This is a genomic window from Collinsella sp. TM09-10AT, assembly GCF_003436275.1.
Classification (GTDB): Bacteria; Actinomycetota; Coriobacteriia; order Coriobacteriales; family Coriobacteriaceae; genus Collinsella.
The window spans coordinates 27568-50649 of record NZ_QSOP01000015.1 but is presented as its reverse complement, the minus strand read 5'-3'; the positions used below and the strand labels follow the sequence as shown (position 1 = coordinate 50649).

The 23082-nt window shown below is 59.2% G+C and carries 24 protein-coding genes; 8 read left to right on the top strand and 16 right to left on the bottom strand.

The genetic code is table 11. The features are described 5' to 3' along the window. Nucleotides 1-63: 63 nt before the first annotated feature. From ettA to DXD77_RS07295, 3 genes are all read right to left on the bottom strand, one after another. A complete protein-coding gene (gene ettA / locus DXD77_RS07305) occupies nt 64-1743 on the bottom strand; it encodes an energy-dependent translational throttle protein EttA (protein ID WP_055251458.1) in 1680 nt (559 codons plus the stop codon). 184 nt (nt 1744-1927) lie between these two features. Next, nucleotides 1928-2632 carry an SdpI family protein gene (locus DXD77_RS07300; protein WP_089573029.1) on the bottom strand — a complete coding sequence of 235 codons (705 nt, stop codon included), beginning with the start codon at nt 2630-2632 and terminating at the stop codon, nt 1928-1930. Next, entirely contained in the window at nt 2625-2903 is a 279-nt protein-coding gene (locus DXD77_RS07295) for an autorepressor SdpR family transcription factor (protein WP_022094448.1), read from the bottom strand. Before DXD77_RS07295 ends, DXD77_RS07300 begins: the two co-directional genes overlap by 8 nt. 179 nt (nt 2904-3082) lie before the next feature. On the opposite strand from DXD77_RS07295, the gene DXD77_RS07290 reads away from it, so the two are divergent. Beyond that, nucleotides 3083-3880 carry a ThiF family adenylyltransferase gene (locus DXD77_RS07290; RefSeq protein ID WP_117564420.1) on the top strand — a complete coding sequence of 266 codons (798 nt, stop codon included), beginning with the start codon at nt 3083-3085 and terminating at the stop codon, nt 3878-3880. A 14-nt stretch (nt 3881-3894) separates the two neighbouring features. Continuing rightward, entirely contained in the window at nt 3895-4677 is a 783-nt protein-coding gene (locus DXD77_RS07285) for a TatD family hydrolase (protein WP_117564421.1), read from the top strand. A gap of 279 nt (nt 4678-4956) precedes the next feature. Here DXD77_RS07285 and DXD77_RS07280 read toward each other — a convergent pair whose 3' ends face one another. From DXD77_RS07280 to DXD77_RS07260, 5 genes are all read right to left on the bottom strand, one after another. Then, nucleotides 4957-5820, bottom strand: coding sequence for a PfkB family carbohydrate kinase (locus DXD77_RS07280; protein ID WP_117564422.1), 864 nt, complete (start codon nt 5818-5820; stop codon nt 4957-4959). 60 nt (nt 5821-5880) lie between these two features. Next, a complete protein-coding gene (locus DXD77_RS07275) occupies nt 5881-6540 on the bottom strand; it encodes an HAD family phosphatase (RefSeq protein ID WP_311774750.1) in 660 nt (219 codons plus the stop codon). Between the two features lie 64 nt (nt 6541-6604). Continuing rightward, nucleotides 6605-7447 carry a Cof-type HAD-IIB family hydrolase gene (locus DXD77_RS07270; RefSeq protein WP_199407912.1) on the bottom strand — a complete coding sequence of 281 codons (843 nt, stop codon included), beginning with the start codon at nt 7445-7447 and terminating at the stop codon, nt 6605-6607. A 236-nt stretch (nt 7448-7683) separates the two neighbouring features. After that, a complete protein-coding gene (gene pgi / locus DXD77_RS07265; RefSeq protein ID WP_117564424.1) occupies nt 7684-9378 on the bottom strand; it encodes a glucose-6-phosphate isomerase in 1695 nt (564 codons plus the stop codon). A gap of 199 nt (nt 9379-9577) precedes the next feature. Continuing rightward, nucleotides 9578-10102, bottom strand: a complete 525-nt coding sequence (locus DXD77_RS07260; protein ID WP_158548943.1) for an iron-containing alcohol dehydrogenase — start codon at nt 10100-10102, stop codon at nt 9578-9580. 223 nt (nt 10103-10325) lie between these two features. On the opposite strand from DXD77_RS07260, the gene DXD77_RS07255 reads away from it, so the two are divergent. Together DXD77_RS07255 and DXD77_RS07250 are read left to right on the top strand one after the other, a co-directional pair. Continuing rightward, nucleotides 10326-11831 carry a DNA repair protein gene (locus tag DXD77_RS07255; protein ID WP_117564426.1) on the top strand — a complete coding sequence of 502 codons (1506 nt, stop codon included), beginning with the start codon at nt 10326-10328 and terminating at the stop codon, nt 11829-11831. Next, nucleotides 11824-12249 (top strand): hypothetical protein, encoded by a 426-nt coding sequence (locus DXD77_RS07250; protein WP_233506767.1) that lies wholly within the window; start codon nt 11824-11826, stop codon nt 12247-12249. The genes DXD77_RS07255 and DXD77_RS07250 overlap by 8 nt, the downstream gene beginning before the upstream one ends. A gap of 26 nt (nt 12250-12275) precedes the next feature. Here the strand turns inward: DXD77_RS07250 and DXD77_RS07245 are convergent, their stop codons facing one another. Then, complete coding sequence (locus tag DXD77_RS07245) at nt 12276-12659, bottom strand: heavy-metal-associated domain-containing protein (RefSeq protein ID WP_117564427.1); 384 nt, start codon at nt 12657-12659, stop codon at nt 12276-12278. Between the two features lie 174 nt (nt 12660-12833). On the opposite strand from DXD77_RS07245, the gene DXD77_RS07240 reads away from it, so the two are divergent. Together DXD77_RS07240 and DXD77_RS07235 are read left to right on the top strand one after the other, a co-directional pair. After that, nucleotides 12834-13538 carry a DUF3793 family protein gene (locus DXD77_RS07240; protein ID WP_117564428.1) on the top strand — a complete coding sequence of 235 codons (705 nt, stop codon included), beginning with the start codon at nt 12834-12836 and terminating at the stop codon, nt 13536-13538. A gap of 45 nt (nt 13539-13583) precedes the next feature. Then, a complete protein-coding gene (locus tag DXD77_RS07235) occupies nt 13584-14003 on the top strand; it encodes a flavodoxin (RefSeq protein WP_117564429.1) in 420 nt (139 codons plus the stop codon). Nucleotides 14004-14119: 116 nt separating this feature from the next. On the opposite strand, the gene DXD77_RS07230 is transcribed toward DXD77_RS07235, so the two are convergent. The 5 genes from DXD77_RS07230 to DXD77_RS07210 form a co-directional block, all read right to left on the bottom strand. Then, on the bottom strand, nt 14120-14872 hold the full coding sequence (locus DXD77_RS07230) for an amino acid ABC transporter ATP-binding protein (RefSeq protein ID WP_055251428.1): 753 nt from the start codon (nt 14870-14872) through the stop codon (nt 14120-14122). 12 nt (nt 14873-14884) lie between these two features. Beyond that, nucleotides 14885-16246, bottom strand: coding sequence for an ABC transporter permease subunit (locus DXD77_RS07225; protein ID WP_229057804.1), 1362 nt, complete (start codon nt 16244-16246; stop codon nt 14885-14887). Nucleotides 16247-16362: 116 nt separating this feature from the next. Next, complete coding sequence (locus tag DXD77_RS07220) at nt 16363-17223, bottom strand: ABC transporter substrate-binding protein (protein WP_117648317.1); 861 nt, start codon at nt 17221-17223, stop codon at nt 16363-16365. A gap of 147 nt (nt 17224-17370) precedes the next feature. Further along, complete coding sequence (locus tag DXD77_RS07215) at nt 17371-18237, bottom strand: deoxyribonuclease IV (RefSeq protein ID WP_117646575.1); 867 nt, start codon at nt 18235-18237, stop codon at nt 17371-17373. Nucleotides 18238-18332: 95 nt separating this feature from the next. Continuing rightward, nucleotides 18333-19523 carry an aldo/keto reductase gene (locus tag DXD77_RS07210; RefSeq protein ID WP_117646576.1) on the bottom strand — a complete coding sequence of 397 codons (1191 nt, stop codon included), beginning with the start codon at nt 19521-19523 and terminating at the stop codon, nt 18333-18335. Nucleotides 19524-19686: 163 nt separating this feature from the next. Here DXD77_RS07210 and DXD77_RS07205 point away from each other — a divergent pair, with 163 nt between their 5' ends. Both DXD77_RS07205 and DXD77_RS07200 read left to right on the top strand, forming a co-directional pair. Then, a complete protein-coding gene (locus tag DXD77_RS07205) occupies nt 19687-20457 on the top strand; it encodes a cyclase family protein (RefSeq protein ID WP_117648316.1) in 771 nt (256 codons plus the stop codon). A 117-nt stretch (nt 20458-20574) separates the two neighbouring features. Then, on the top strand, nt 20575-21489 hold the full coding sequence (locus tag DXD77_RS07200; RefSeq protein WP_233502382.1) for a ketopantoate reductase family protein: 915 nt from the start codon (nt 20575-20577) through the stop codon (nt 21487-21489). A 108-nt stretch (nt 21490-21597) separates the two neighbouring features. On the opposite strand, the gene DXD77_RS07195 is transcribed toward DXD77_RS07200, so the two are convergent. Both DXD77_RS07195 and DXD77_RS07190 read right to left on the bottom strand, forming a co-directional pair. Continuing rightward, nucleotides 21598-21804, bottom strand: a complete 207-nt coding sequence (locus DXD77_RS07195; RefSeq protein ID WP_117564436.1) for a hypothetical protein — start codon at nt 21802-21804, stop codon at nt 21598-21600. A 191-nt stretch (nt 21805-21995) separates the two neighbouring features. Next, nucleotides 21996-22718, bottom strand: coding sequence for a hypothetical protein (locus DXD77_RS07190; RefSeq protein WP_158549111.1), 723 nt, complete (start codon nt 22716-22718; stop codon nt 21996-21998). Between the last annotated feature and the right edge of the window lie 364 nt (nt 22719-23082).

Here is a 23082-nt window from a genome sequence, read left to right as displayed (position 1 = left end):
GCATAGCTGCAGTGCAATTGCTACAAGAAAGGCCGCCCTTGCTGGCGGCCTTTCTACTTGCTACTAGTCACGCGTGAGCTTGCGGTGAATACGATGCGGCTGGGCTGCGTCCTCGCCCAGGCGCTCGATGCGGTTGGCCTGATAGGCCTCGAAGTTGCCCTCGAACCAATACCAGTTGCCCGGATTCTCGTCGGTGCCCTCCCACGCCAGAATGTGCGTGGCGACGCGGTCCAGGAACATACGGTCGTGGCTAATGACCACCGAGCAGCCCGGGAACTCGAGCAGCGCCGCCTCGAGCGAGGACAGCGTCTCGACGTCGAGGTCGTTCGTGGGCTCGTCGAGGAGCAGCAGGTTGCCGCCCTGCTTGAGCGTAAGCGCCAAGTTCAGACGGTTGCGCTCGCCACCGGAGAGTACGCCAGCGCGCTTCTGCTGGTCCTGGCCCTTAAAGCCAAAGCTCGCCACATAAGCGCGGCTCGGAACCTCGGTCTCGCCGACCATCATGTGGTCCAGGCCGTCCGAGACGACCTCCCACAGGTTCTTGTCGGGGTCGATGCCGGAACGGTTCTGATCGACGTAAGAAATCTTGACGGTCTCGCCCACCTCGAGCTCGCCCGAAGTCAGCGGCTCCAAGCCCACAATCGTCTTGAACAGCGTGGTCTTACCGACACCGTTGGGGCCGATGACGCCCACGATGCCGTTGCGCGGCAGGGTGAACGAAAGGTCATCGATGAGCACGCGACCGTCGAACTCCTTGTGCAGGTGATGGGCCTCGAGCACCTTGTTGCCCAGACGCGGTCCCACGGGGATGCGGATGTCGGTCCAGTCGAGCTTCTGGCTTGCGCGGGCCTCGGCCTCCATCTCCTCGTAGCGAGCCAGACGGGCCTTGTTCTTGGCCTGTCGGGCCTTGGGCGAGCTGCGCACCCACTCGAGCTCGGCCTCCATACGCTTGGCGAGCTTGGCGTCGCGGTTGCCTTGGGCCTCGATGCGCGCGGCCTTGGTCTCCAGATACGTAGAGTAGTTGCCCTTGTAGGGGTAGAGATGGCCGCGGTCGACCTCGCAGATCCACTCGGCGACGTTATCCAGGAAGTAGCGGTCGTGCGTGACGGCAAGCACCGCGCCCTGATAGTTATGCAGGAAGTGCTCGAGCCACAGGATCGACTCGGCGTCCAGGTGGTTGGTGGGCTCATCGAGCAGCAGCAGGTCGGGGGCCTCGAGCAGCAGCTTGCATAGGGCAACGCGACGGCGCTCGCCGCCGGAAAGAACGTTGACCGGCATGTCGGAATCGGGCAGCTGCAGGGCGTCCATGGCCTGGCCGAGCTTGGAATCGATATCCCAGCCGTCGGCGGCGTCGATCTCGTCCTGGAGCTTGCCCATCTCGGCCATGAGGGCGTCCATATCGCAGTCGGGGTCGCACATCTCCTCGCCGATTTTGTTAAAGCGATCGACCTTGGCGATCATGTCGCCAAATGCCATGCGCACGTTCTCGATAACGGTCTTGTCGTCGTCGAGCGGCGGCTCCTGCTGCAGGATGCCCACGGTGTAGCCGGGGGTGAGCCTGGCATCGCCGTTGGAGACTTCCTCGATACCGGCCATGATCTTGAGCAGGGTCGACTTACCCATGCCGTTGGGGCCCACGACGCCGATCTTGGCACCGGGGTAGAAGCTCAGGGTCACGTCGTCAAGGATTACCTTGTCGCCATGGGCCTTACGAGCCTGATACATCTGGTAGATAAACTCCGCCATTTGCCTGTTTTATCCTTTCTACCTTCTGTTTCCCTATTCTTGATTCGCTTTAGTGGAAACGAAATGAGGAAACCAGCTCTGAAACTAAACGAAAAAGGGGCATGGTTGCCCACACCCCCTAATACTACCTGGGAAAAATCCCCCGGAACATACTATGAACTGCGTACGCTAGTTTTCCGCAACCTTAACGAGCGGCTCGCTGCGATTTACGCCACAGCAGATACGAATAGACGTAGGCAGCTCCAGCTGAACCAAACGCCAGAACCGCAATCACCGCGGCGACGACTTCACTCGAAAGCACGCTACCCGCCACGCCCATCACAATCAGGCCAACGCCCAGCACCATAAAGCAGGCACCGCCAAAACGCTGCGTACGGCGCCAGTTCTCGGGATCGGCAAGCGCCCAGGGCGTCTTGATACCGAGCGTGTAGTTCTGCTTTACGCGCGGTAAGTAGTTGCCCATACCAATAAAGAGCAAGCCGATAGCGCCTGATACCAGCAAATTGACCGTTCCTACCACCGGCACGATGCCCCACACCGTTAGCTCCCCCAGCCAGCTTATGGCACACATGAGCAGCGTGAAGGCGATTACGAAGCCCTGATAGAACTTACCCGAGGTTCGATATGCCTCACCTTTGGGATCGACGCGCGGCACCACGCAGAACATTGCGAGAAGCGCCAGAGGCAGCACGCCGAGCGCGGAGGCCATCCAGCTAGGACCCCAACCGTCGACGGCGCCGTTCGCGCCCCAGTGCGTGGGAATCTGCGCAGGCAAGCTCGGCATCACTATCAGATGCGCTGCGACATTGGCGACGCATAGAGCGACCAGCGCAATCCACACGCGCGACGATACCCCCGTGGAATGAATGCCTTTGTTTTCGTTATTCATCCTTATCACCTTCAGTGTTTGTAAAGCCCATAAACCAACCGATCAAGTCCTGCATGACGGTGGTGTTTAAGCTGTAAACGATGTTTTGGCCATGACGTTCGTCAGTCACCAACCCGGCGTTTTTGAGCGTCGCCAAGTGATGGCTCAATGATGGCTTGCTGATGTCAAAATGCTCGGCAAGCTCCCCTGCCGTGCAATTGCCCTCGCGCAGCAGTTCTAAAATGCGCCGTCGTGTAGGATCGGCCAGCGCTTTAAAACCCTCTCCCGGCATAAGACCTCCTCTCACCATCTCTCATAACGCGCACACTATACTCGATATTTAGATGTTTGTCTAACTATCTAATCGAAATGCTTCAAACCACATCAAAGTAAGCGCCATCGCAACCTATGGGCGATTACCTATAATGGCGATAGCTAAAACACGATTCGCTTCCCCATCGGAGGATGTCTATGACCGAAACCGCAGCCGCAACTCCCAACGAGACACGCGATACCAAGCTCGAGATCATCATGGGCCGCGAGGCACTCGACAAGCTCGCCAACGCCACGGTGCTGATACTCGGCTGCGGAGGCGTGGGCTCTAACTGCTGCGAGGCACTTGCCCGCGGCGGCATCGGGCATTTTGTGATTCTGGACAAGGACATCATCGCGCCCAGCAATATCAATCGCCAGGCCATCGCCTTTCACAGCACCGTCGGCAAGCGCAAGGTCGATGTTATGGAAGCCATGATCCACGACATCAATCCCGCCACCACCGCCATCAAGCGAACTGAATATCTGCTGAGCGACAATATCGACGAGTTCTTTACGAGCGTTTTTGAGCAGACGGGCGGCAAGCTCGACTACGTCGTCGACGCCATCGACACCATCTCGGCCAAGCTCACCATTGCCAAATATGCTCAGGACCACGACATTCGTTTGGTCAGTTCCATGGGCGGGGCCAACAAGCTCCATCCCGAGTGCCTCCGCTTTGCCGACATCTTCGATACGGTACGTGACCCCATGAGCCGCATTATGCGCAAAGAATGTAAGAAGCGCGGAATCAAGAGCCTGCACGTGCTGTTTAGCTGTGAGGAATCGGTTAAAACCCAACCCCGCGACCCGTCCAACATCCACGAGCGTACCGAGTTGGGTACCGCCAGCTTTATGCCGCCCATCATGGGTCAGATGATTGCCGGCGAGGTTATCCGCCAGATCAGCGGGCGCGGCACCGAGCGTGTGCGCGCCGATGGTCAGCGCTTGGACTAGCAGGATGCCTTGCGATGGAACCGCGATTCTTTGACACGCATTGTCATCTTGATTTGATGCTCAGCCCCGATGCTGCAGCCAGTGAGTCGGCGGCGTTGGGTCTGGGGCTCTTTGACTGCGGGGTCGACCCACGCGACTTCGCGGCAGCAAAAAAGCGGGCCAGCCGATACCCAAACATTATCGCGGGCGCCGGCCTCCATCCCTGGTGGCTCGCCGACGGCCGCTGCGGTCCTGCCGAAGTCAATCTGCTTTGCGAAGTTGCTGACCAAGAACGCTATATCGGCGAGGTAGGACTCGACTTTTCCGCGCGCTTTGCCGGAAGCGAACCGCTTCAAATACAGGCACTTGACCGTCTCTGCGATGCACTCGTGCAGTACCCTCTCGCCGGGCGCGTGATATCAATTCACGCTGTTCGTTCGGCAGGAACCGTACTGGACGTCCTTGAGTCATATGGATTACTCACCCCAAGCCCCAACTCCCCCGCCATCATCTTTCACTGGTTTAGCGGCACCTCGAACGAGTTCGTCCGTGCGCGAAACGCAGGCTGCTATTTTTCCGTGAACGAGCGGATGCTCGCTACCAAGCGCGGTCGTGAATACGCCCGACAGATCCCACTCGACCGTCTGCTGCTCGAAACCGACGCTCCAGCCGAACCGCAAGCAGATGCAAGCGCGCGACAGCTCATCACATCGCTAAAAAGCGCCTCCCTGCACATCGCCGAACTTAAAAACTGCGCCGAGGAGAGCGTCGAATCAACCGTTTTAGGAAATTCGCACTCCATATTTGACTTCAACTGACCCCGGTGGGCAAAAAACGCCAAATATGAGTACTGCTGCAAAGCTAGTAGCATTATATTGTGACAAAAGAACGCCTTGATAATGTACAGCTGTTCATTATCAAGGCGTTTTAGCATGGCTAAAGCCATATTTAACAGGTTATAATCGCCCCCAGGCGCTCAACCAGGGCCTTAAAAGCATAATTTCCCTGTTACTAAATTAGTGACAGTACTCATATTTGGCATTTTTTGCCCACAGGGTCCCGAGAAGACAACAATTCGACTTCCCGGGACTGCTCACCTATTCGGAAATCGGCGCTCCATGGCCCCAGGAGCCTTCCATGCCGCATACAGTCGAGGCAAACCCCGCCGCAAAGTCGAGCGCGCGCTCGATGGCCTCAGCGCCATCCTCGCCACGCTTGGCAGAATCGAGATAGCACATCAGGAACGAGGTCAGGAACGAGTCGCCCGCCCCCATGGTGTCCTTCATATCTGCCACAGGCTTGGCATGCTGCCGATAGTAACGCTCGCCGTCGTAGGCAATGCAGCCCTCAGCGCCAGCCGTGGCCGATACAAAACGCGGACCCAAGCCCTGCACCCATGCCAGACGCTCGCGAGTCTCGTCCTCACCCGCGGCATCCGCCGCACTAAAGAAAGCAAAATCGACGTAGGGCGCAATTTGCTCGTAGTACTCGTCGGTGGAATCGTCCGAAAAGTCAAAAGAGACCGTGACGCCCGCTGCCTTCAACTTGGGCAGCTCGCGCTCGGTAAAGCAATAGTTGCCCGAATGAACCACGTCGAACTGCTTCATATACGCAAGGTCAAAGCGATCGAGCACATAGCGCGCATCACCACGGATGCCGCCCTCGTTCGACCCCAGAAACACGCGGTCACCATCGACCACGGTAACACGAGCCGCACCGTTCTCGCCGATGAGTTGTTTACATTTGGCGAGCTCGACGCTCTCGTCCTCAAGGCTCGCGATGATATGCTCAGCCGCGGCGTCGTTTCCAAAGATGCCCATATACGCGGAGCGCGCGGCTCCGCATTTCCTGGCATACACGGCAAAGTTCACCGCATTGCCACCCGGATACATAGTGTGGATATGCTCGTAACGATCGACGACGTTATCGCCAAACCCAAGAGCGCTAACGTTGAATGTCATAGTGCCGCTCCCCTCTCGTCCCAACGAGATCGCTGTAATAGCCGCCGTACCACCCCGGCCCTACGCGAGTTCCAACAAATCGGGCAGCTGGTCGATAATCTTATCCGCAGCATCTTGGCTAAATCCAAAGCGCTCCTCGCGCTTGGCGATTACCGTCAGACCGGCGCGCTTACCTGCGGTAATGCCCGGAACGGAATCCTCAACGCAGCAGCAGCGATTCGCGGGCAGCCCCAGCAGGTCCAGCGCATGCAGGTAGATGTCGGGCTCGGGCTTACTCTCCTTAAACTGCTCGCCGCTCACCACATACTCAAAGGCATCCGACAGCCCGCACGCGTTGAGCACTTCCTCGATGCTATCCATGGGAGACGAGCTGGCAAGCGCCACGCGAACGCCACGGCGTGGCAGCTCTCGAATCGTATCCACGGCGCCTGGGTTAATCAAAGCCTGATAGTCGCGCGGACGCTTATGCGCCCACTCGTCCCAACGGGCCAACGCTTCCTCGCCAGTGAAATGCCCCTTACCGGCGCGCTCAAACCAATCGACCAGCATATGCAGGAAGAACTGATGCGAGGTACCGACTTGCCCATTCAACTCCTCTTGAGTCAGGTTAAGCCCAAGCTCCTTGGCAAACGCGGCAGTCTCGCCCAGGTAGTAATACTCGGTATCGACAATGACACCGTCCATGTCAAAGATAACGGCGTCGAACGGAAATGCGGACACGGCACCCTCCCTAACAAAAGGGCGCCCGCAAGCAGGCGCCCAAACCATGCATTAATCGGCGATTCTAACCCAGCAGCTTATCCAGCGCCACTGCAATACCGTCTTCGTTGTTATTGGCGGTTACCATCTGGGCAACTGCCTTAACCTCATCGACGGCGTTGCCCATGGCAACACCGGTGCCGGCCCACTCAATCATGGACTTGTCGTTCTGGCCGTCGCCAAACGAGACGACCTCGCTGGCATCGATGCCGAGCTTGAGCAGGGCACCCTCAAGCGCACGGGCCTTGTCGATACCGGGCGCCGTGTACTCAAAGTACCAGTCGGCCGTAAACATGCCCGAAAGCGTCTGCTTAAAGGGCGCATACATCTCCTCGTAATGCGCTTGCAGGTAGGCCGGGTTGCCTGCCGTCAGCAGCTTGTCTACGGGATAAGTGTCCACGACCTCATGCAAGCTCTCGACCTCGCGGATCTTAAGGTCGCAGGCATCGCGCTCGTATTTGACGATGTTTTTCTGCGAGCCGTCAGGCAGCGTGATCATGCAATGGTACGAGTCCTCGACGTGCAAATCGCGACCGAGCGAAATCATAGGGATCACGTCGAAATTGCGCAGATGATCAATCAGACGGTGCAGCTCGTCAGCCGGCATGGCCTGGTCAAAAAGGACCTCATCGGTCTGAGCGTCGACCACATGCGCGCCATTAAAGGCAACTAGCAGACCGTCATGGTTTTGAAGGTCGAGCTCCTGCGCCAAGGCGTGCAACCCCCATGCGGGACGGCCCGAAGCCAAGATGAGCTTAATGCCCGACTCCTGCGTCGCGAGCAGCTTCTCGCGCGTACGCGGGCTGATGACCTTTTGGTCGTTGGTGAGCGTACCGTCGATATCCATTGCGATGGCTTTGATTGCCATATATGCCTCCCTGTCATTGAACAACCTTGTCTGAGCCATCATACAGAACACCCACGGCGGCGCTGTTTGCAACGGGAAAAATGTCATATTGTCCCAAACATGAACGGCGCGCCTTCGACGATTGCGATGCCCGTCGAGGCGCCTCCCGATACATTCCATCCTATCCAAATAGCAAGGGGCCCGTATCCCAACGGATACGGGCCCCTTTCAGCCATAAGCCAACTCAGCCGTAAAGACTACTTGCGATGAGCGCGATAGAACTCGATGAGCGCCTGGGTCGAAGCGTCCTGCTCGGCCTTGGCGGCGTCGTCGTGGAAGGCCGGGGTGATCTGCTTGGCAAGCTGCTTGCCCAGCTCGACGCCCCACTGGTCGTAGGAGTCGATGCCCCAGACCGTGCCCTCGACAAACGTAATGTGCTCGTACAGGGCGATGAGCTCGCCAAGCGCGAACGGGGTCAGCGTGTCACCGAAGATCGAGGTCGTCGGGCGGTTGCCCTCAAAGCAACGAGCCGGGACGATCTGTTCGGGCGTGCCCTCGGCACGAACCTCGTCGGCTGTCTTGCCAAAGGCGAGTGCCTTGGTCTGGGCCAGGAAGTTGCCCAGGAACAGCTCGTGCACGTCCTGGCCGCTGTCGGTCGCAGGGTTGGCGGTATTGGCGAAGGCGATGAAATCGGCCGGAACCACCACGGTGCCCTGGTGCAGCAGCTGGTAGAAGGCGTGCTGGCCGTTGGTGCCGGGCTCGCCCCAGAAGATCTCACCGGTGTCGGAGGTCACGGCGCTGCCGTCCCAGCGGACATGCTTGCCGTTGGACTCCATGGTGAGCTGCTGCAGGTAGGCCGGGAAACGATGCAGGTACTGGCAGTACGGCAGCACGGCGTGGCTCTTGGAACCGAAGAAGTTGACGTACCAGACGTTGAGCAGACCCATCAGCGCGACGGCGTTGTTCTCGAGCGGCGTGTTGCAGAAGTACTCGTCGATGGCGTGGAAGCCCTCGAGGAACTGCTGGAAGCGCTCGGGGCCGAGCACGACGATCAGCGACAGACCCACGGCGGAGTCGACGGAATAGCGGCCGCCGACCCAGTTCCAAAAACCGAAGGCGTTGGCGGGGTCGATACCGAAGGCCTCGACCTTTTCGAGCGCGGTGGAAACGGCAACGAAGTGCTTTGCCACGGCCTCGGCGTTCTGCTCATCGGAGCCATCGATGGCGCCCTGAGCCTTGAGCTGCTCGAGCATCCAGGTCTTGACCTCGCGGGCGTTGGTGAGGGTCTCGAGCGTGGTGAAGGTCTTGGAGACGATAATCACGAGCGTGGTCTCGGGATCCAGACCCTTGAGCTTCTCGGCCTGGTCGTTGGGATCGATGTTGGAGATATAGCGGCAATCGATACCGGCGTCGGCATAGGGACGCAGGGCCTCGTAAGCCATGACCGGGCCCAGATCGGAGCCGCCGATGCCGATGGACACCAGGTGCTCGATCTTTTTGCCGGTAACGCCCTTCCACTCACCGGAGCGCACGCGCTCGGCGAAGGCATACATGCGATCGAGGACCTCGTGCACGTCGGCGACGACGTCCTGGCCGTCGACGATAAGCTGGCCCTTCTCGCTTGCCGGACGGCGCAGCGCGGTATGCAGGACGGCGCGGTCCTCGGTGGTGTTGATGTGCTCGCCGGAGAACATGGCGTCGCGGCGCTCCTCGAGCTTCACCTCGCGGGCAAGATCGCACAGCAGCTTGACGGTCTCATCGGTCACCAGGTTCTTGGACAGGTCGAAGTGCAGGTCACCGGCGTCAAAGCTCAGCTTGTTCACGCGCTCGGCATCGGCGGCGAACCAGGCCTTGAGGTCGATACCCTCGGCCTCGAGCTTCTCCTGATGGGCCTCGAGCGCCTTCCAAGCGGCAGTCGACGTAGCATCGATAGGTGCGGCAACAGTTGCCATAGAGTCCTCCTCAGCATACGGGCACACGCCTCCATGCGCCCGGACATTCAGATGCCACTATTCTAGCGCAGGTCAAGACTATAATCAGCGAGCGTTGCCAATCGGCCCCCAAACGGCAACCGACCAAAAAGGGACAGGTTTATTTTGGCAGGTCAAACGCTTTACCAATCAAAAATGACCTATCCCTTTATGGCAAATATTAGGCCGCGGCGCAGACGCTACCGAGTAACTCACGCAGAGGAGACCCGATGCCCTCCAGCAGTTCGGGCGCGATGATGGCAAAAACGGGAACCTCGCCGGCCCCCACGACGGCAGGCACCTTGCCCTCCGAGACGATACATCCATAAGGGACAAAACCGTCTTCGCCGACATCGAGCGCCGCCATGCGACGGGCGAGCTCGCGCGCAAAGCCGGCAGTATCGGCATCGCCAATCGCCAAGACAAAGTCCACGCCTTCGTCGATCGCCAGGGCCACGGCTTCGTCGATCAGCTCGTCTCCTCCGTCGCCTTCAACCGAGCCGCAGCGGAAAAGCACGCGCTCGAGCAGAGCTCGATCAACCGAGCCCAGCGCCGCCGAAACGAGCTCATCACGCGTGTGCTTGTCGCCTCCCAGCACGACCAGTGCCTTGGTGCCGCCATAGTGGGCAACCAATCGCCCGCACCAGCGAGCCACATCCCCATCCGCAACCAAGCGCGTCGGCATACCAAACCCATAGTTGACCATTATCCCCACAACCCTTCCGTGCTTTATGGTGGTATCAATCGTTAGCCTCATGCTACGAAGCGAGCTTTTCCGAGCTGTTACGCACTCTTTAGGGCTGCGTTAAAAACCCGATGCAGCCGCACGACCATACCTGCCAAAAAGGGGCAGGTTTTGACGGTGTCCGGTCGAGCAGGTATTATCGAACAGGTATTCGATAAGAACATGTGTTTGATGGGAGGCTCGGATGGAGCACGAGCAGCACACCTACATCTGCATCGACCTCAAGACGTTTTATGCCAGCGTCGAGTGCGTCGATCGTGGGCTCGATCCGCTCACCACCAACCTGGTCGTTGCCGACGAATCGCGCGGACGCACGACCATCTGTCTCGCTATCACGCAGACCATGAAGGACCTCGGGATACACAACCGCTGCCGTCTATTCGAGATTCCCGACGGCATCGACTACATCAAAGCAGTGCCGCGCATGCAACACTACATGGAGGTGTCGGCGCAAATCTACGGCGTCTATCTGGAATACGTCAGCCCCCAGGACGTGCACGTCTACTCCATCGATGAGTGCTTTATCGACGTGACGCCCTATCTGGACCTTTATCACACCGATGCCGAAGGGTTCGCCTGCATGTTGCGCGACGAGGTCTTGGGGCGCACCGGCATCACGGCGACGGTCGGTATCGGCCCCAACCTATTCCAGGCCAAGGTGGCGCTCGACATCACCGCCAAGCACGTAGCCAGCCGCATTGGCGTACTCGACGACGAGATCTTTCGCAAGGAGATCTGGCCCCATCGCCCCATCACCGACATCTGGGGCATCGGCCCCGGCGTGGCGGCCCGTCTCGAGAAATACGGCGTCTACGACCTGATGGGCGTCGCCGCACTCGACGAGAACCTGCTCTACGACGAACTCGGCGTCAATGCCGAATATCTCATCGACCACGCCTTCGGGCGCGAGCCGACAACCATCGCCGATATCCAAGCCTATCGCCCGCAAGCGACCTCGACCACCACAGGACAGGTGCTCTCGAAGGGCTATGCCTACGAGCAGGCCTACACCGTCTTGCGCGAAATGGTCGACAACGCCGTGTTGGATCTAGTCGATAAGCACGTGGTCTGCGACAGCATCTCGCTCTTTGTGGGCTACGCGAGCGAGCGCGCCGACATACGCCGGCTCAACGCCAGCGGCACGGCGCAGTATATAGACGGCTGCGGACACTTGCGCTCGAGCACCTCGAGCATCGAGCCCGCAGCGACCGACGGCCCCGAGCTCGCGCCCCGAGCTCCCAAGCCCGTCCAGCGCGATGACGAAAGGCGTCGCCTGGTGCGCGAAGCGCAGGCAATCGATGGCATCTTTGTGGGAGAGCATGGCGGCAAACCGCGTGGTGGCTATGCCGCACTCTTTGCGCACTCCAACGCCTCGCGAAAGCTGCCCGAGCGCACTAATTCGTTTAAGAAAATCATGGGGTATTTCGATGACCTTTGGGCACAAACGGTCGATCCCAAACGACCGGTCAAGCGCATCAACCTGGGATTTGGCAATCTTGTGCCCGAGGAATTTGCCACCATCGATCTGTTCAGCGATATCGAGGCCGATGAGCGCGAGCGCGACCTGGCGCGCGCCGTCCTGGCCGTGAAAGGCAAGTACGGCAAGAACGCGCTCGTCAAGGGATTAAGCTTTACCGCCGGCGCCACCGCGCGCGAACGCAACGGCCAAGTTGGAGGACATCGTGCCTAAACCCAAGCAGCAGCCCGTGCGCCCGCCGACCGCCTTCGAGCGCCTGGCGGACCCCGAGGGCAGACGCCGCGCCGCCGACCCCAACCTCACTGCCAACGGTGCCGTGCGCGCCAACCGCGCCGCACAGTTTATGCCCTTTGCCGCCCTCACGGGATACTACGAACTCGTGCGCAAGCAGGAAATCACCGTCGAGCCAAAACGTGAGCTCACGGAAGAAAAAGCCCTCGCGCTTTCTAAAAAGCTCGAGGGTCTCAAACGTGGCGACTTGATTCGTGTCACCTATTACGATACATACGGCTATCGCAGCCGCACCGGCATCCTCGACGAGGCGCTCCCCGCCTTCAAGCTCCTCAAACTCCGAGACATCGCCATCGACTTCGACGACATCCAAGACATCGAACTGCGCGGACGAGCCTAGCCAAGGAAGCGCATCCAGGGCGGCGCTTACAGAGTCATGACGTAGTAGCCCGCGTCTTTCACGGCCGTCTCGAGGACACCACGATCAACCGGCCGCTTAGAGCGCACGCGTGCCGTGTGGTCCGCATACGTCACCGTTGCCCACACGCCATCCAGCGCATTGAGGGCATTGGCTACGTTCTGAGCGCAGCCGTCACAGTTCATGCCGCCGATGAGCAGCTCATCGCTATAGGGATAGTGTGACGCATCGGTATCCACCACAACAACCTTTTTGGCCTTCTTGCCGCTCGTACCATCGCTGCAGCAACTCTTCCCGTGTGTCGAAGCGGCAATGCGACGCAGTCCAAAAAACATGCCGACGGCAATGACGGCCAGCACGATGAGATTCGCAGGGTTGAGCAAGTCACTCATGCGCTCCCCTTTCAAGTAGCACTATCTAGATACCCCCATGGGGTGCCCCCATCTTAACCCAAAATCATGTCTGTTCGGTCAATTAGTTTCCCTCTTCAAACTTTTTTGTTGACCATGGCTTACTTTCGTGTATAAGTTTTCCTAGGCTAACAGTTTAGATCCGTAAGGAGCGCCGTGACTCGAACCATAGACATCCCAACGTTTCAGGCGGCAGTCGTGCGCAACTGCTCTCCCACGCTCGCGGGCATCAAGCCGGCATCGCTCTTTACCTATCCAGGCACCTACGCCCACGGGGACGGCTCGACCACAACCGAAACCATTGCAGAACGCCGAGCACGCCTGCTCAACGTTATCGCCCAGTGCAATCGCGAGCTTGACCCGCTCGGCATCCACCTGAGTGTTTTGGTCTGGCGGCCCTGCGGAGCGCTCGTGTACGCGTACCGAGCCAAAAGCCTCACCACCTATTTCGCAGACCCTCGCGTCCAAACGGCGCTCACCTCGGAAGGCTACGACACGAGAGACCTTTCGGCATGCCTTGTGCATTTGGCATCACGCATCACGCTCGCGAGCAATAACGTCGCGGAATGCGCCTGCAGCCAGACTCGATGCGCACTACCCCAGCAAGCTAGCTGCAGCAAAGACTGCACCTGCGAGTTTCCGCACGAAATAGGCTACTTCCTTGGATATCCCTACGACGACGTGCACGAGTTTATCGTCCAGCGCGGCGAGAACTACAAGGTCTTTGGGGCCTGGAAGGTCTACGCAAATGTCGAGCAGGCGCTTGCGACGTTTGATGCCTACCGTGCCTGCACCCAATACTTCACTTTTATCTATCAGCAGGGCTGCAGCCTGGCGCAACTTGCCCAGGCAACCCGATAGAACGTACAAGCCGCGGCAAGCGCCGCACGACCGAAAGGACAAAACATGAGCAAGATCGCCGTCGTCTACTGGAGCGGCACGGGCAATACCGAGGCCATGGCAAACCTCGTCGCCGAAAGCGCCACGTCCGCGGGGGCCGAGACTGAGGTCATCCCCTGCGCCGACTTCTCTGCCGACAAGGCCGCCGAATATGATGCCTTCGCCTTCGGCTGCCCCGCCATGGGCTCCGAGGAGCTTGAGTATGACGAGTTTCAGCCTATGTGGGACGAGGTCAAGGAGACCCTCGGCGACAAGAAGGTCGTCCTCTTTGGCTCCTATTCGTGGGCCGAGGGCGAGTGGATGGACAACTGGAAGGCCGACGCCGACGAGGCCGGCGTCAACGTCGTGGACTCCGTCATTTGCTACGATGCGCCCGACGATGAGGGCGAGGCGGCCTGCAAGGCCCTCGGAGCCGAGCTCGCGTAACGAAACCAGGCCTCCAAAAGAGCCTGTATCACAGCGCATCCCCATCCCTACAAAAGAGCGGGGGCTGGATTCAAGTCCAGCCCCCGCTCTTTTGTAACGGCAGTTACATCAACCGGCTACGAGATATTTCCCAAGAACGCCTTGGTGCGCTCGCTCTTGGGGTGGTCGAAGACCTCGCTCGGCGTACCCTCTTCCACAATGACGCCGCCGTCCATAAAGACGACGCGGTCGGCGACATCGCGGGCAAAGCCCATCTCGTGCGTCACGACGATCATGGTCATGCCGTCGCGTGCCAGGTCGCGCATGACACCCAGGACGTCGCGCACGAGCTCGGGGTCGAGCGCCGAGGTGGCCTCGTCAAAGAGCATGACGTGCGGGTTCATCGACAGGGCGCGGGCGATGGCAACGCGCTGCTGCTGACCGCCCGAGAGCTGGCTCGGCATAAAGTCGATACGCTCGGCAAGACCGACCTTGGTCAGCTCCTCGACGGCAATCTTCTCGGCCTCTTCCTTGCTGCGCTTGAGCACCTTCTGCTGCGCGAGCATGACGTTCTTTTTGACTGAGAGGTGCGGGAACAAATTGAACTGCTGGAACACCATACCCAGATGCGTGCGCACCTTGTTAAGATCGACGCCCTTGGCGCACACGTCCACACCCTCAACGACAATCGAGCCACTCGTGGGATGCTCAAGACGGTTGATGCAGCGAAGCATCGTCGACTTACCCGAGCCCGAGGGACCCAGAACTACGACGACCTCGCCCTTGTGCACATCCAGATCGATATCGCGCAGGACCACGTTATCGCCAAAGGCCTTCTGGAGGTTCTTGATGCTGACGACGACCTCGTTCGAGTTATTGGTTTCGCTCATGATAGGACCTCCTTACAGACCGGCGATGTGATCGGCGGGCGTCGCGACGACCTGTCCGGCGCTCTTGGCGGGACGCTTCTTCTTAGTTTCGGCCGTGCCCAAAAGCCTCGCCTCAAGGCCGCTCACCAAGCGAGCGAGCGGCAGGGTGATGACCAGATAGAACAGGGCGGCAACCACATACGGCGTAATGGAGCCCGTCGTAGCCACGATGGTACGGGCGTTCATGACGATCTCGACCACGCCCACGGCCGCGAGCAGCGACGTATCCTTGTAAAGCAGGATGAACTCACTGGTCAACGTAGGCAGAACATTGCGGAACGTCTGCGGAATCATAACGTAGAGTAGCGTCTGGAAGGCGTTCATGCCCAGCGAGCGCGCGGCCTCGTTTTGGCCCTTGGGGATCGACTGAATACCGGCGCGGAAGATCTCGCACAGGTAGGCGGACGAGTTCATGGCCATGACGATAACGCCCAGGACATAGTCGTCCACCTTGACGCCGGCCAGCGGCAGGCCAAAGAATGCAATGTAAATCTGCAGGAACGCCGGCGTACCGCGGATGATATTCACATAGATGCCGGCAAGGCAACGCAGGATGCGCGACTTGGAGATGCGCATGAGCGACAAGGCAAAGCCAAAGGGGATTGCCAGCGGAAACGCCACGAGCACGATCGAGAGCGACATGAGGAAGCCCTTAAAGACGATCGGCAGACTCTGGACCAAAATGACCGGGTTCAAGAACAGGCGCAGGAACATATTGGAGTTCCAGGCCTCGACCCACGGCTGCTCCTTAAGATCGGCCAGGAAGTTATCGAAGGCCGTCACGCCCTTGATCTCGACGGAAGGAATCTTGGAAATCTTCTTGGTCGAACCGTCGGCGAGCGTATAGGTGCCGCTAAAGGCCTCTTCGCCGCCCTCGACGGGAAACGTCACGCCGTAGACCTCAACGCGGAAATAGCCGCCGGCGGGCGCCGTCTCGCCAAAGTCGATCTTGAGTGTCTGGCCGTTAGCCTTGCACGTGGGCTTCATGGGCGTACGATCCATGAGATCCTCGCCCGAGAGCATCGTCAATCGCGTGTCATCGGTACCAAACGTCGTGCCGTCGACAAACGTCAGCGAAAGACCGCTCAGCTCCTCGTCGGTATCGGCCTGAACCTCCCAGGTAATGCGCGTCTCGGTGCCGCCGACCACAGCGCTGCCCGAACCGGTGTTGGGTCGGGCGGTAATCTTTGCGGTCTCAAGCGCCTGAGCGGTCGAGGGCACGCAGGCCCCCGCGCATACCAGGGCGAGCGCCACAGCCAGGGCACAGGCCAGCTTTTGGAGCATCAAGGGCAGTGGATGGCTCTTGCCCATGGCTCCTTGGTTCAATCGAGACAAGGTGGCTCCTAACGTTTAAGTTGCCGACATAACGGGGCGGGATGACGCCCATTCAAGAAACGCAAAGGCCCTCTCCGCCAAAACGGAAAGGGCCCGCTTGCAATCAAGTGACTATTCTACTTGATGTTGTACTTAGCCATGAGGGCGTCAACGGTACCGTCGTCGGTCAGGTCCTTGATAGCCTGGTTGATGTCGTCCTTGAGCTTGGTATTGCCCTGGTTGATGGCGATGGCGTACTCCTCGCCGGTGCTAATCTGCTTGATGGTCTGGCAGGTGTTGAACTGCTCGGCGGTCAGCTGGCTGGCAACGGAGCGGTTGGTGACTACGGCGTCACCCTTATCGGACTGCAAGGCGCTGAAGCACTCGGTAGCATCCTTGTAGGGGACGATCTTGGCCTTGGGGAAGTTCTCCTGGGCAAAGGCTTCGGCGGTCGATCCAGACTGGACGATGATGGTAGCGTCAGCGTTGTTGAGCTTCTCGCTGTAGTTGTCGGCCGTGATGTCGGTGTTATCGACCTTGGTCACGATAGCCTGATCGTCCATGTAGTAGGAATCGGAGAAAGTAACTTCCTTCTCACGCTCGGGAGTGTCGGTGATAGCCGCGATGGCGACGTCGTACTTGGCGCCCGAAGCAACGCCGGGGACGAGCGTGTCGAAGTCGTTGTTGACGTACTCGACATCCAGACCCAGCTTGTCACCGATAGCCTTGATGAGCTCAAGGTCAAAGCCCTGGTAGTCGCCGTTGTCATCCTTGTACTCAAACGGAGCGTACTCGGCAGAGGTGCCGACGGTCAGCGTACCGTCCTTGACGAGCGCGTACTCCTTGGAGCCATCGACCTTCTCGACCTTCGCGTCGTCAGAGCTGCTGGAACCGGCATCGGAACCAGAGGTGGCGTTGGACGAGCCGCAACCCGTCAGTGCAAGAGCGAGTGCCATGGCACCCGTGGCGGCAAATGCGCCAAGCTTCTTCAGCTTCATAATCAGTCTCCTTCCGGTGACCCCGTTTGATTCAGAGGTCTGCAAAAACTGTTGGATATTATGCGCCCGTTTGGAAGAATCCGCAATTAGAAAACTGATTGAAACAAACCCATAACGTGAATGGAACACTCCACTTTATGACAGTCATTACTGCTGCAACGACCTTAACAGTTTGATTTCAGCCGCATAACCTGCAAGTTCGTTCGGTGTCTCCAAAATGAATGGCAATGCGCGCAAGCGGCCGTTCGATACAATATTCTGCATAACCTGCATACCGCCGCCAAACTCCTCGCTGCCAAGGTATCCCTTTCCGATGCACTCGTGACGATCTTTATGGGCACCACAGGGGTTCTTCGAATCGTTGATGTGTACGGCACGCAAGCGGTCGATACCCACCACGCGGTCGAACTCGTCGAGAACGCCGTCCAGATCATGGATGATGTCGTAGCCGGCATCGCTCACATGGCAGGTGTCCAGACACACGCCCAGCTTGTCCGATAGCTCTGGACGCCTGGCGGCAGCACCCTCGATAATGCGCGCCAGCTCTTCAAAGCTACGGCCCACCTCGGTACCCTTTCCCGCCATGGTCTCGAGCAGCACCGTCGTCTGCTGGCCCTCAAACATCACCTGGCACAGGGCTTCGACGATCATCTGAATGCCGGCGTCGGAGCCCTGCCCCACATGCGCGCCGGGGTGGAAGTTGTAGTAGTTGCCGGGCAGTGCTTCCAGACGCTGCAAGTCCTCGGCCATTGCCTCCAAGGCGAACTCGCGCGCCCGCTCTTTAGCCGAACAGGGGTTATAGGTATACGGAGCATGAGCCACAAGCGGGCCAAAATCGTTTTGCTCCATAAGCTCGCGCAGGGCCGCCACATCATCCATATCAAGGTCTTTCGCCTTGCCGCCGCGCGGGTTGCGCGTGAAGAACGCAAAGGTATTGGCGCCAATGGACAGCGCCGTCTCCCCCATTGCCCGATAGCCCTTCGTCGTCGAAAGATGACACCCAATCGTTAGCATCTCCAGCTCCCCCTCATCAGTTGCGGTGAAATACGGTCTATTGGTGCCTTATTTTGGCGCAAACAGACCGTATTCCACCGCAAGTTATAAAAGGGTCATGAGGAGCGCGTTTTGCAAAAGGCTTTAAGCGCAGCCGTTACGGGGCCAGGCTGGAAACGTCGGCGCACATCGTCGAGACGCTCGGGAATATCGATGTGCTGCGGGCAGTGACGTGCGCATTTGCCGCACTTGACGCAATTGCTCGCCAGCTTGGGCTCGTTCGTTCGCACCGCACTCGCCGTAAAGTACTGAGACAGCCCCGTAAACCAACTATGCGCGTAGCTCGCGTTGTAGGCGCCAAAGCAGCCGGGAATATTGATGCCCTTGGGGCACGGCATGCAGTAGCCGCACCCCGTACAGGGCACGCGATTCGATTTCTCAAACTCTCCCAGCACACGTGCGATGGTGTCGAGCTGCTCTGTCGTCATCGAATTCGGAAGTGCGCGATCCGCCAATGCCGCGTTCTCGTCCACCTGTGCGGTATCGGTCATGCCCGAAAGCAGCATCGTGACCTGAGGATGGTTCCACACCCACGAAAGTCCCCAGGCGGCAGGAGTGCGCAAATGCGGGTCACGGGCGTCATCGAGCACGGCGCGGGCCCGCGGAGGCAGCTTGCCCGCCAGGCGTCCGCCCAAAAGCGGTTCCATCACAAACACCGCGAGCCCGCGCTCGGCGGCTGCTATAAGTCCCGCCGCTCCCGCTTGGTAGCGCTCTCCAGCGTAGTTGTACTGAATCTGGCAAAAATCCCAGTCATACGCGTCGAGCATCGTCAGGAAGTCCGCCGCACTGCCGTGATACGAAAAACCTATCTGGCGAATACGCCCCGCAGCATTTTGGTGCGCAATCCAGTCCTCGATACCCAACGCCACCACGCGTTCCCACTGGGCGGGCGAGGTAATGTTGTGCATAAGGTAATAGTCGATATGATCGGTCCGCAGGCGGCGCAGTTGTTCGTCGAAAAACCGGTCGAAATCCTCCGCGCACTTGCACGAAGCGTGCGGCAACTTAGTCGCCAGCAACACCCGGTCGCGCAGCCCCAAGCGCTCAAGTGAGGCGCCCACGCACACCTCGTTACCGGGATAGAGATACGCGGTATCCAGATAATTAATCCCCTGCTCCACCGCACGGGAAATGATGGCATCGGCTGTCTTCGCATCGGGGTGTCCCGGCGCACCGGGAAATCTCATGCAGCCCAGACCCAGAGCGGATATTCGGTTACCACTTTTGGGGTCAACGCGATATTGCACGGCCCCTCCTTTCGCCATCAGCGCCCCGGCAAGGCGAAACACAATGGTCACGCGGCCGAAACATCGTGGAATCGCAATCGAGAACGTATCGTAACGCAGCAGAAATCGAGCTGTCACGGCACCGCTTTAACATCAGCAAAAAGCCCGATGAAAGGAGCCGCCCATGCCCGCGCTCGACCTTTGGAACCTCGCCTCCCAGCTCAAAAGCAACGATTATCGCTGGGTCGACCTCACCCACACGCTCTCATGCGACACCCCGCACTGGTTTGGCTTTAAGCCATTTGAGTCCACCAAGCTCTTCGACTACCTGCCCGGCACGCCCGAGGACATGCTCGCGCCCATGCGTTGCTTCCAGTATTCGGTCGCCTCGCAGTACGGCACCCACGTCGACGCGCCGCGCCACTTCCATGTCGAGGGTCGTTCCCTTGGAGAGATTGAACCCATCGAGTTTATGCATCCGCTCTGCGTGATCGACAAGCATGAGGAGTGCGCCGCGAATCCCGACTTTATCCTGACCATCGAGGACCTCAAAGCCTGGGAGGATGAGCACGGTCGCATTCCCGAGGACGCTTTCGTCGCCTTCCGCTCCGACTGGTCCAAGCTCGCCGACCTCGAGAACAAGGACGAGGACGGCCAGCCCCACTACTCCGGCTGGGACCTCGGCGCCATCAAGTGGCTCGTTGAAGAGCGCGACATCGGCGCCATCGGCCACGAGCCGGCTGACACCGACCCGGCGAGCGTGACCACGCGTGAGGACGCCTACCCCTACCCCGGCGAACAGTACATCCTCTCGGTCGACCGCTATCAGATCGAGGTCATGGACCATCTAGACGAGCTTCCCGCCACGGGCGCCGTCATCTTCTGCACCTTCCCCAAGGTGCGTGATGGCGTCGGATATCCCGCACGTGTCTTTGCGGTCTGCCCCGCGTCATAAGTTCCCATGCGTTTGTTCTTCTAAATACGGCCATCCGGTGCACGCGACATGGCCCGGCGGCATACAATCCATCAGGCGCCCCATACGCGGGCGCCTTTTTATGGGGAGATGATTCACATGCAGATCAACAAGGTCGCCTTCATCGGCAAGGGCGGCGTGGGCCTGCTCTACGGCAGCATGATCACCCAAGCGCTCGGCAACGACGCCGTCGAATACGTTATGGACGACGCGCGCTTTGAGCGCCACGCGGGTGATGCGCTCACCGTCAACGGCAAGCCCTGCGCGCTCAAGTCCGTCCGCGCGAGCGAGGCGACGCCCGTCGACCTGGTCATCCTCACGGTCAAGACAACCGGGCTCGATGTGGCGCTCAAAACCCTGGAAAGCGTCGTGGGACCCGACACGCTGATCGCGTCGCTGTGCAACGGCATCACGAGCGAGCAGAAGATTGCCGAGCGCTTTGGCTGGGAGCACACCGTCCTTGGTATCTGCCAGGGCATGGACGCCGTATTCCTCAACGGGGAGCTCACCTATACCAATGCCGGCGAGATCCGCTTTGGTGCGGCAGCGGGCACCGACCCCGCAACCGTTATCGCCATCGACGAGCTCTACACGCGTTGCGGCATCGCCCATACCGTCGAGCACGACATCGCACATCGCATGTGGGCCAAACTCATGCTCAACGACGGCATCAACCAGACCTGTATGGCCTACGGCGGCACCTACGGAAGCGCTACGGAGCAGGGCTCCGAGCAGCTCCGCAGTTTTGTCTCCGCCATGCGCGAGACGCTTGCAGTCGCCAATGCCGAGGGCATCGAGCTCACCGAGGCAGACCTAACGCAGATGGTGCGTCTCATAAAAGGGCTCGATCCCGCCGGCATGCCCTCGATGGCGCAAGACCGCATCGCTCAACGCAGAACCGAGGTCGAGGAATTTGCGGGTACCATCTGCCGCCTCGCGGCCAAGCACGGTATCCAGGTGCCGCAAAACGAATGGCTCTATTCGCGCATCCGCGAAATCGAGGCCAGCTGGTAACGCCGCCGCACCGCATCCAACAGTCTCAATAGCAAAAACCGCCGCAAAGGGTACTCCCCTTGCGGCGGCTTCCTTCTTCATCTATGGGCAAAACCAGCTTCACAACGGCTAGCGCCGCACCTGCGGCGTCTCGTCCTCGTCATCGCGGCAAAGGGTCACGCCCGCACTTCCCAGCAGCGCTGCTGCGATGAGCGCGCCGACCACAATAGGAGCAGCCCCGCACGAGCCCTGCATGCCTGCGACAAACGCAGCTGTAGGGCCAAGACAGCCAAGTACCAATGCGACGGCGGCGATAGCGATATCTCGAGCGTTCATGAGACCACTTCCTCCACGAGAAAGACCTTATTTCTCATGAACCAGTGTGCCCAGCATGCATACGCCCAGCGTACCGCCACGGTAAGGGCTCTGTTAACTCAAACGCACATAAAGAAAGGGCGGCTTTACGTTGCCTAAAAGCTCAGCAAAGACGCCCGCCCATCATGTGCCTATTTTGCTCTGATGGCAGATTACCAACCGGTATAGTAGTCGGTGGTTCCGGCAGCACAGCCGGAGTCATAGACCTTGCACTCGCCCTTGGAACCGGTAAACGTGGAGCCTTGGGCCTTATCGCCCGCGGCAACGACGTAGTAGCCATCGGAATCGCGCCAAAAGCCCTCGGAATCCTGCGTCCATTCGCCCGTGCGGTGGTGATACAACACGTTGCTGCTGTAATAAGTCTCGCGGCGGCCGTTATAGTTATTGACGCCGCTCGAGCGCGTCAGACCCGAGCCGTTCGCGTAATACGCAGCAGACGTGTAAGACAAGCCGGAGCCGGCGTTGTAATACGAAGCCTGAACGGCCTCGGCGGCCTCGGCCTCGGCTGCGGCGGCCTCGAGCGCTTCGCGCTTGGCATTCTCAAGCGCAGTGCGCAGCTCATCGAGCTCGGTCGACTTCGTGTCGACCTCCCCCATCGTCAACAGACTACCCGCACCGTCGATACAACCCTGCAGCACAGCGCGCTCGTTATCGGTAGCATAGTCGCCATACATATTCATAATGATCTGAGCGCGCATCTCAAGGGAATCGCGCATGGCCTCCATCGAGGCGTTCCACTCCTGCATGGAACCATAACCATCGCCGCGATAATCAACGGGCTGTACCAGCGTCGCCTCGGACGGCGTAGATCCAACCGTATCGGACAGTGTTGCCGCGTGGGCATCAGTTGCGCCGGCGCCTGCCAAAAGTGCCACGGTCAGAGCGGCGGAAAGGGCAGCGGCTTTCGGTTTTCGTGAATCGATCCTCATGTAGCTGGAAACCTCCGTAGTGCGTTTTTGCTGCGTTTGAGCTGCGTGTGATTCGATCGCGCTGCATAGTACCTCGAGCAAATCGCGACCTGCGGTTTTACTCAAAAGGCGCACGTCAATTGCGTAAAACTCACATCCTCTCAACAGGAGTTTTCCACAACTCAAATGCATAAAGCATGCCAAAAACCCTGTAATAGCGCCCTTCCTATGCAAAAAAGACGCCTGCGCAACCATTGCTTGCGCAGGCGCCTTGAGCAGGCATTTATGCAGTTATACCTATCGAGTCGCAAGGGGTCCTTGCACAAGTCGC

Excerpts from the sequence above, each read along its gene's own strand:
- DXD77_RS07280 (WP_117564422.1), bottom strand. The coding sequence starts at position 5,820 with ATGACATTCAACGTTAGCGCTCTTGGGTTTGGCGATAACGTCGTCGAT.
- DXD77_RS07215 (WP_117646575.1), bottom strand. The coding sequence starts at position 18,237 with ATGCTAACGATTGGGTGTCATCTTTCGACGACGAAGGGCTATCGGGCA.
- DXD77_RS07220 (WP_117648317.1), bottom strand. The coding sequence starts at position 17,223 with ATGAAGCTGAAGAAGCTTGGCGCATTTGCCGCCACGGGTGCCATGGCA.
- DXD77_RS07255 (WP_117564426.1), top strand. The coding sequence starts at position 10,326 with ATGGAGCACGAGCAGCACACCTACATCTGCATCGACCTCAAGACGTTT.
- DXD77_RS07205 (WP_117648316.1), top strand. The coding sequence starts at position 19,687 with ATGCCCGCGCTCGACCTTTGGAACCTCGCCTCCCAGCTCAAAAGCAAC.
- DXD77_RS07285 (WP_117564421.1), top strand. The coding sequence starts at position 3,895 with ATGGAACCGCGATTCTTTGACACGCATTGTCATCTTGATTTGATGCTC.
- DXD77_RS07290 (WP_117564420.1), top strand. The coding sequence starts at position 3,083 with ATGACCGAAACCGCAGCCGCAACTCCCAACGAGACACGCGATACCAAG.
- ettA (WP_055251458.1), bottom strand. The coding sequence starts at position 1,743 with ATGGCGGAGTTTATCTACCAGATGTATCAGGCTCGTAAGGCCCATGGC.
- DXD77_RS07300 (WP_089573029.1), bottom strand. The coding sequence starts at position 2,632 with ATGAATAACGAAAACAAAGGCATTCATTCCACGGGGGTATCGTCGCGC.
- DXD77_RS07195 (WP_117564436.1), bottom strand. The coding sequence starts at position 21,804 with ATGAACGCTCGAGATATCGCTATCGCCGCCGTCGCATTGGTACTTGGC.
- DXD77_RS07260 (WP_158548943.1), bottom strand. The coding sequence starts at position 10,102 with ATGGTCAACTATGGGTTTGGTATGCCGACGCGCTTGGTTGCGGATGGG.
- DXD77_RS07295 (WP_022094448.1), bottom strand. The coding sequence starts at position 2,903 with ATGCCGGGAGAGGGTTTTAAAGCGCTGGCCGATCCTACACGACGGCGC.
- DXD77_RS07235 (WP_117564429.1), top strand. The coding sequence starts at position 13,584 with ATGAGCAAGATCGCCGTCGTCTACTGGAGCGGCACGGGCAATACCGAG.
- DXD77_RS07230 (WP_055251428.1), bottom strand. The coding sequence starts at position 14,872 with ATGAGCGAAACCAATAACTCGAACGAGGTCGTCGTCAGCATCAAGAAC.
- DXD77_RS07245 (WP_117564427.1), bottom strand. The coding sequence starts at position 12,659 with ATGAGTGACTTGCTCAACCCTGCGAATCTCATCGTGCTGGCCGTCATT.
- DXD77_RS07270 (WP_199407912.1), bottom strand. The coding sequence starts at position 7,447 with ATGGCAATCAAAGCCATCGCAATGGATATCGACGGTACGCTCACCAAC.
- DXD77_RS07200 (WP_233502382.1), top strand. The coding sequence starts at position 20,575 with ATGCAGATCAACAAGGTCGCCTTCATCGGCAAGGGCGGCGTGGGCCTG.
- pgi (WP_117564424.1), bottom strand. The coding sequence starts at position 9,378 with ATGGCAACTGTTGCCGCACCTATCGATGCTACGTCGACTGCCGCTTGG.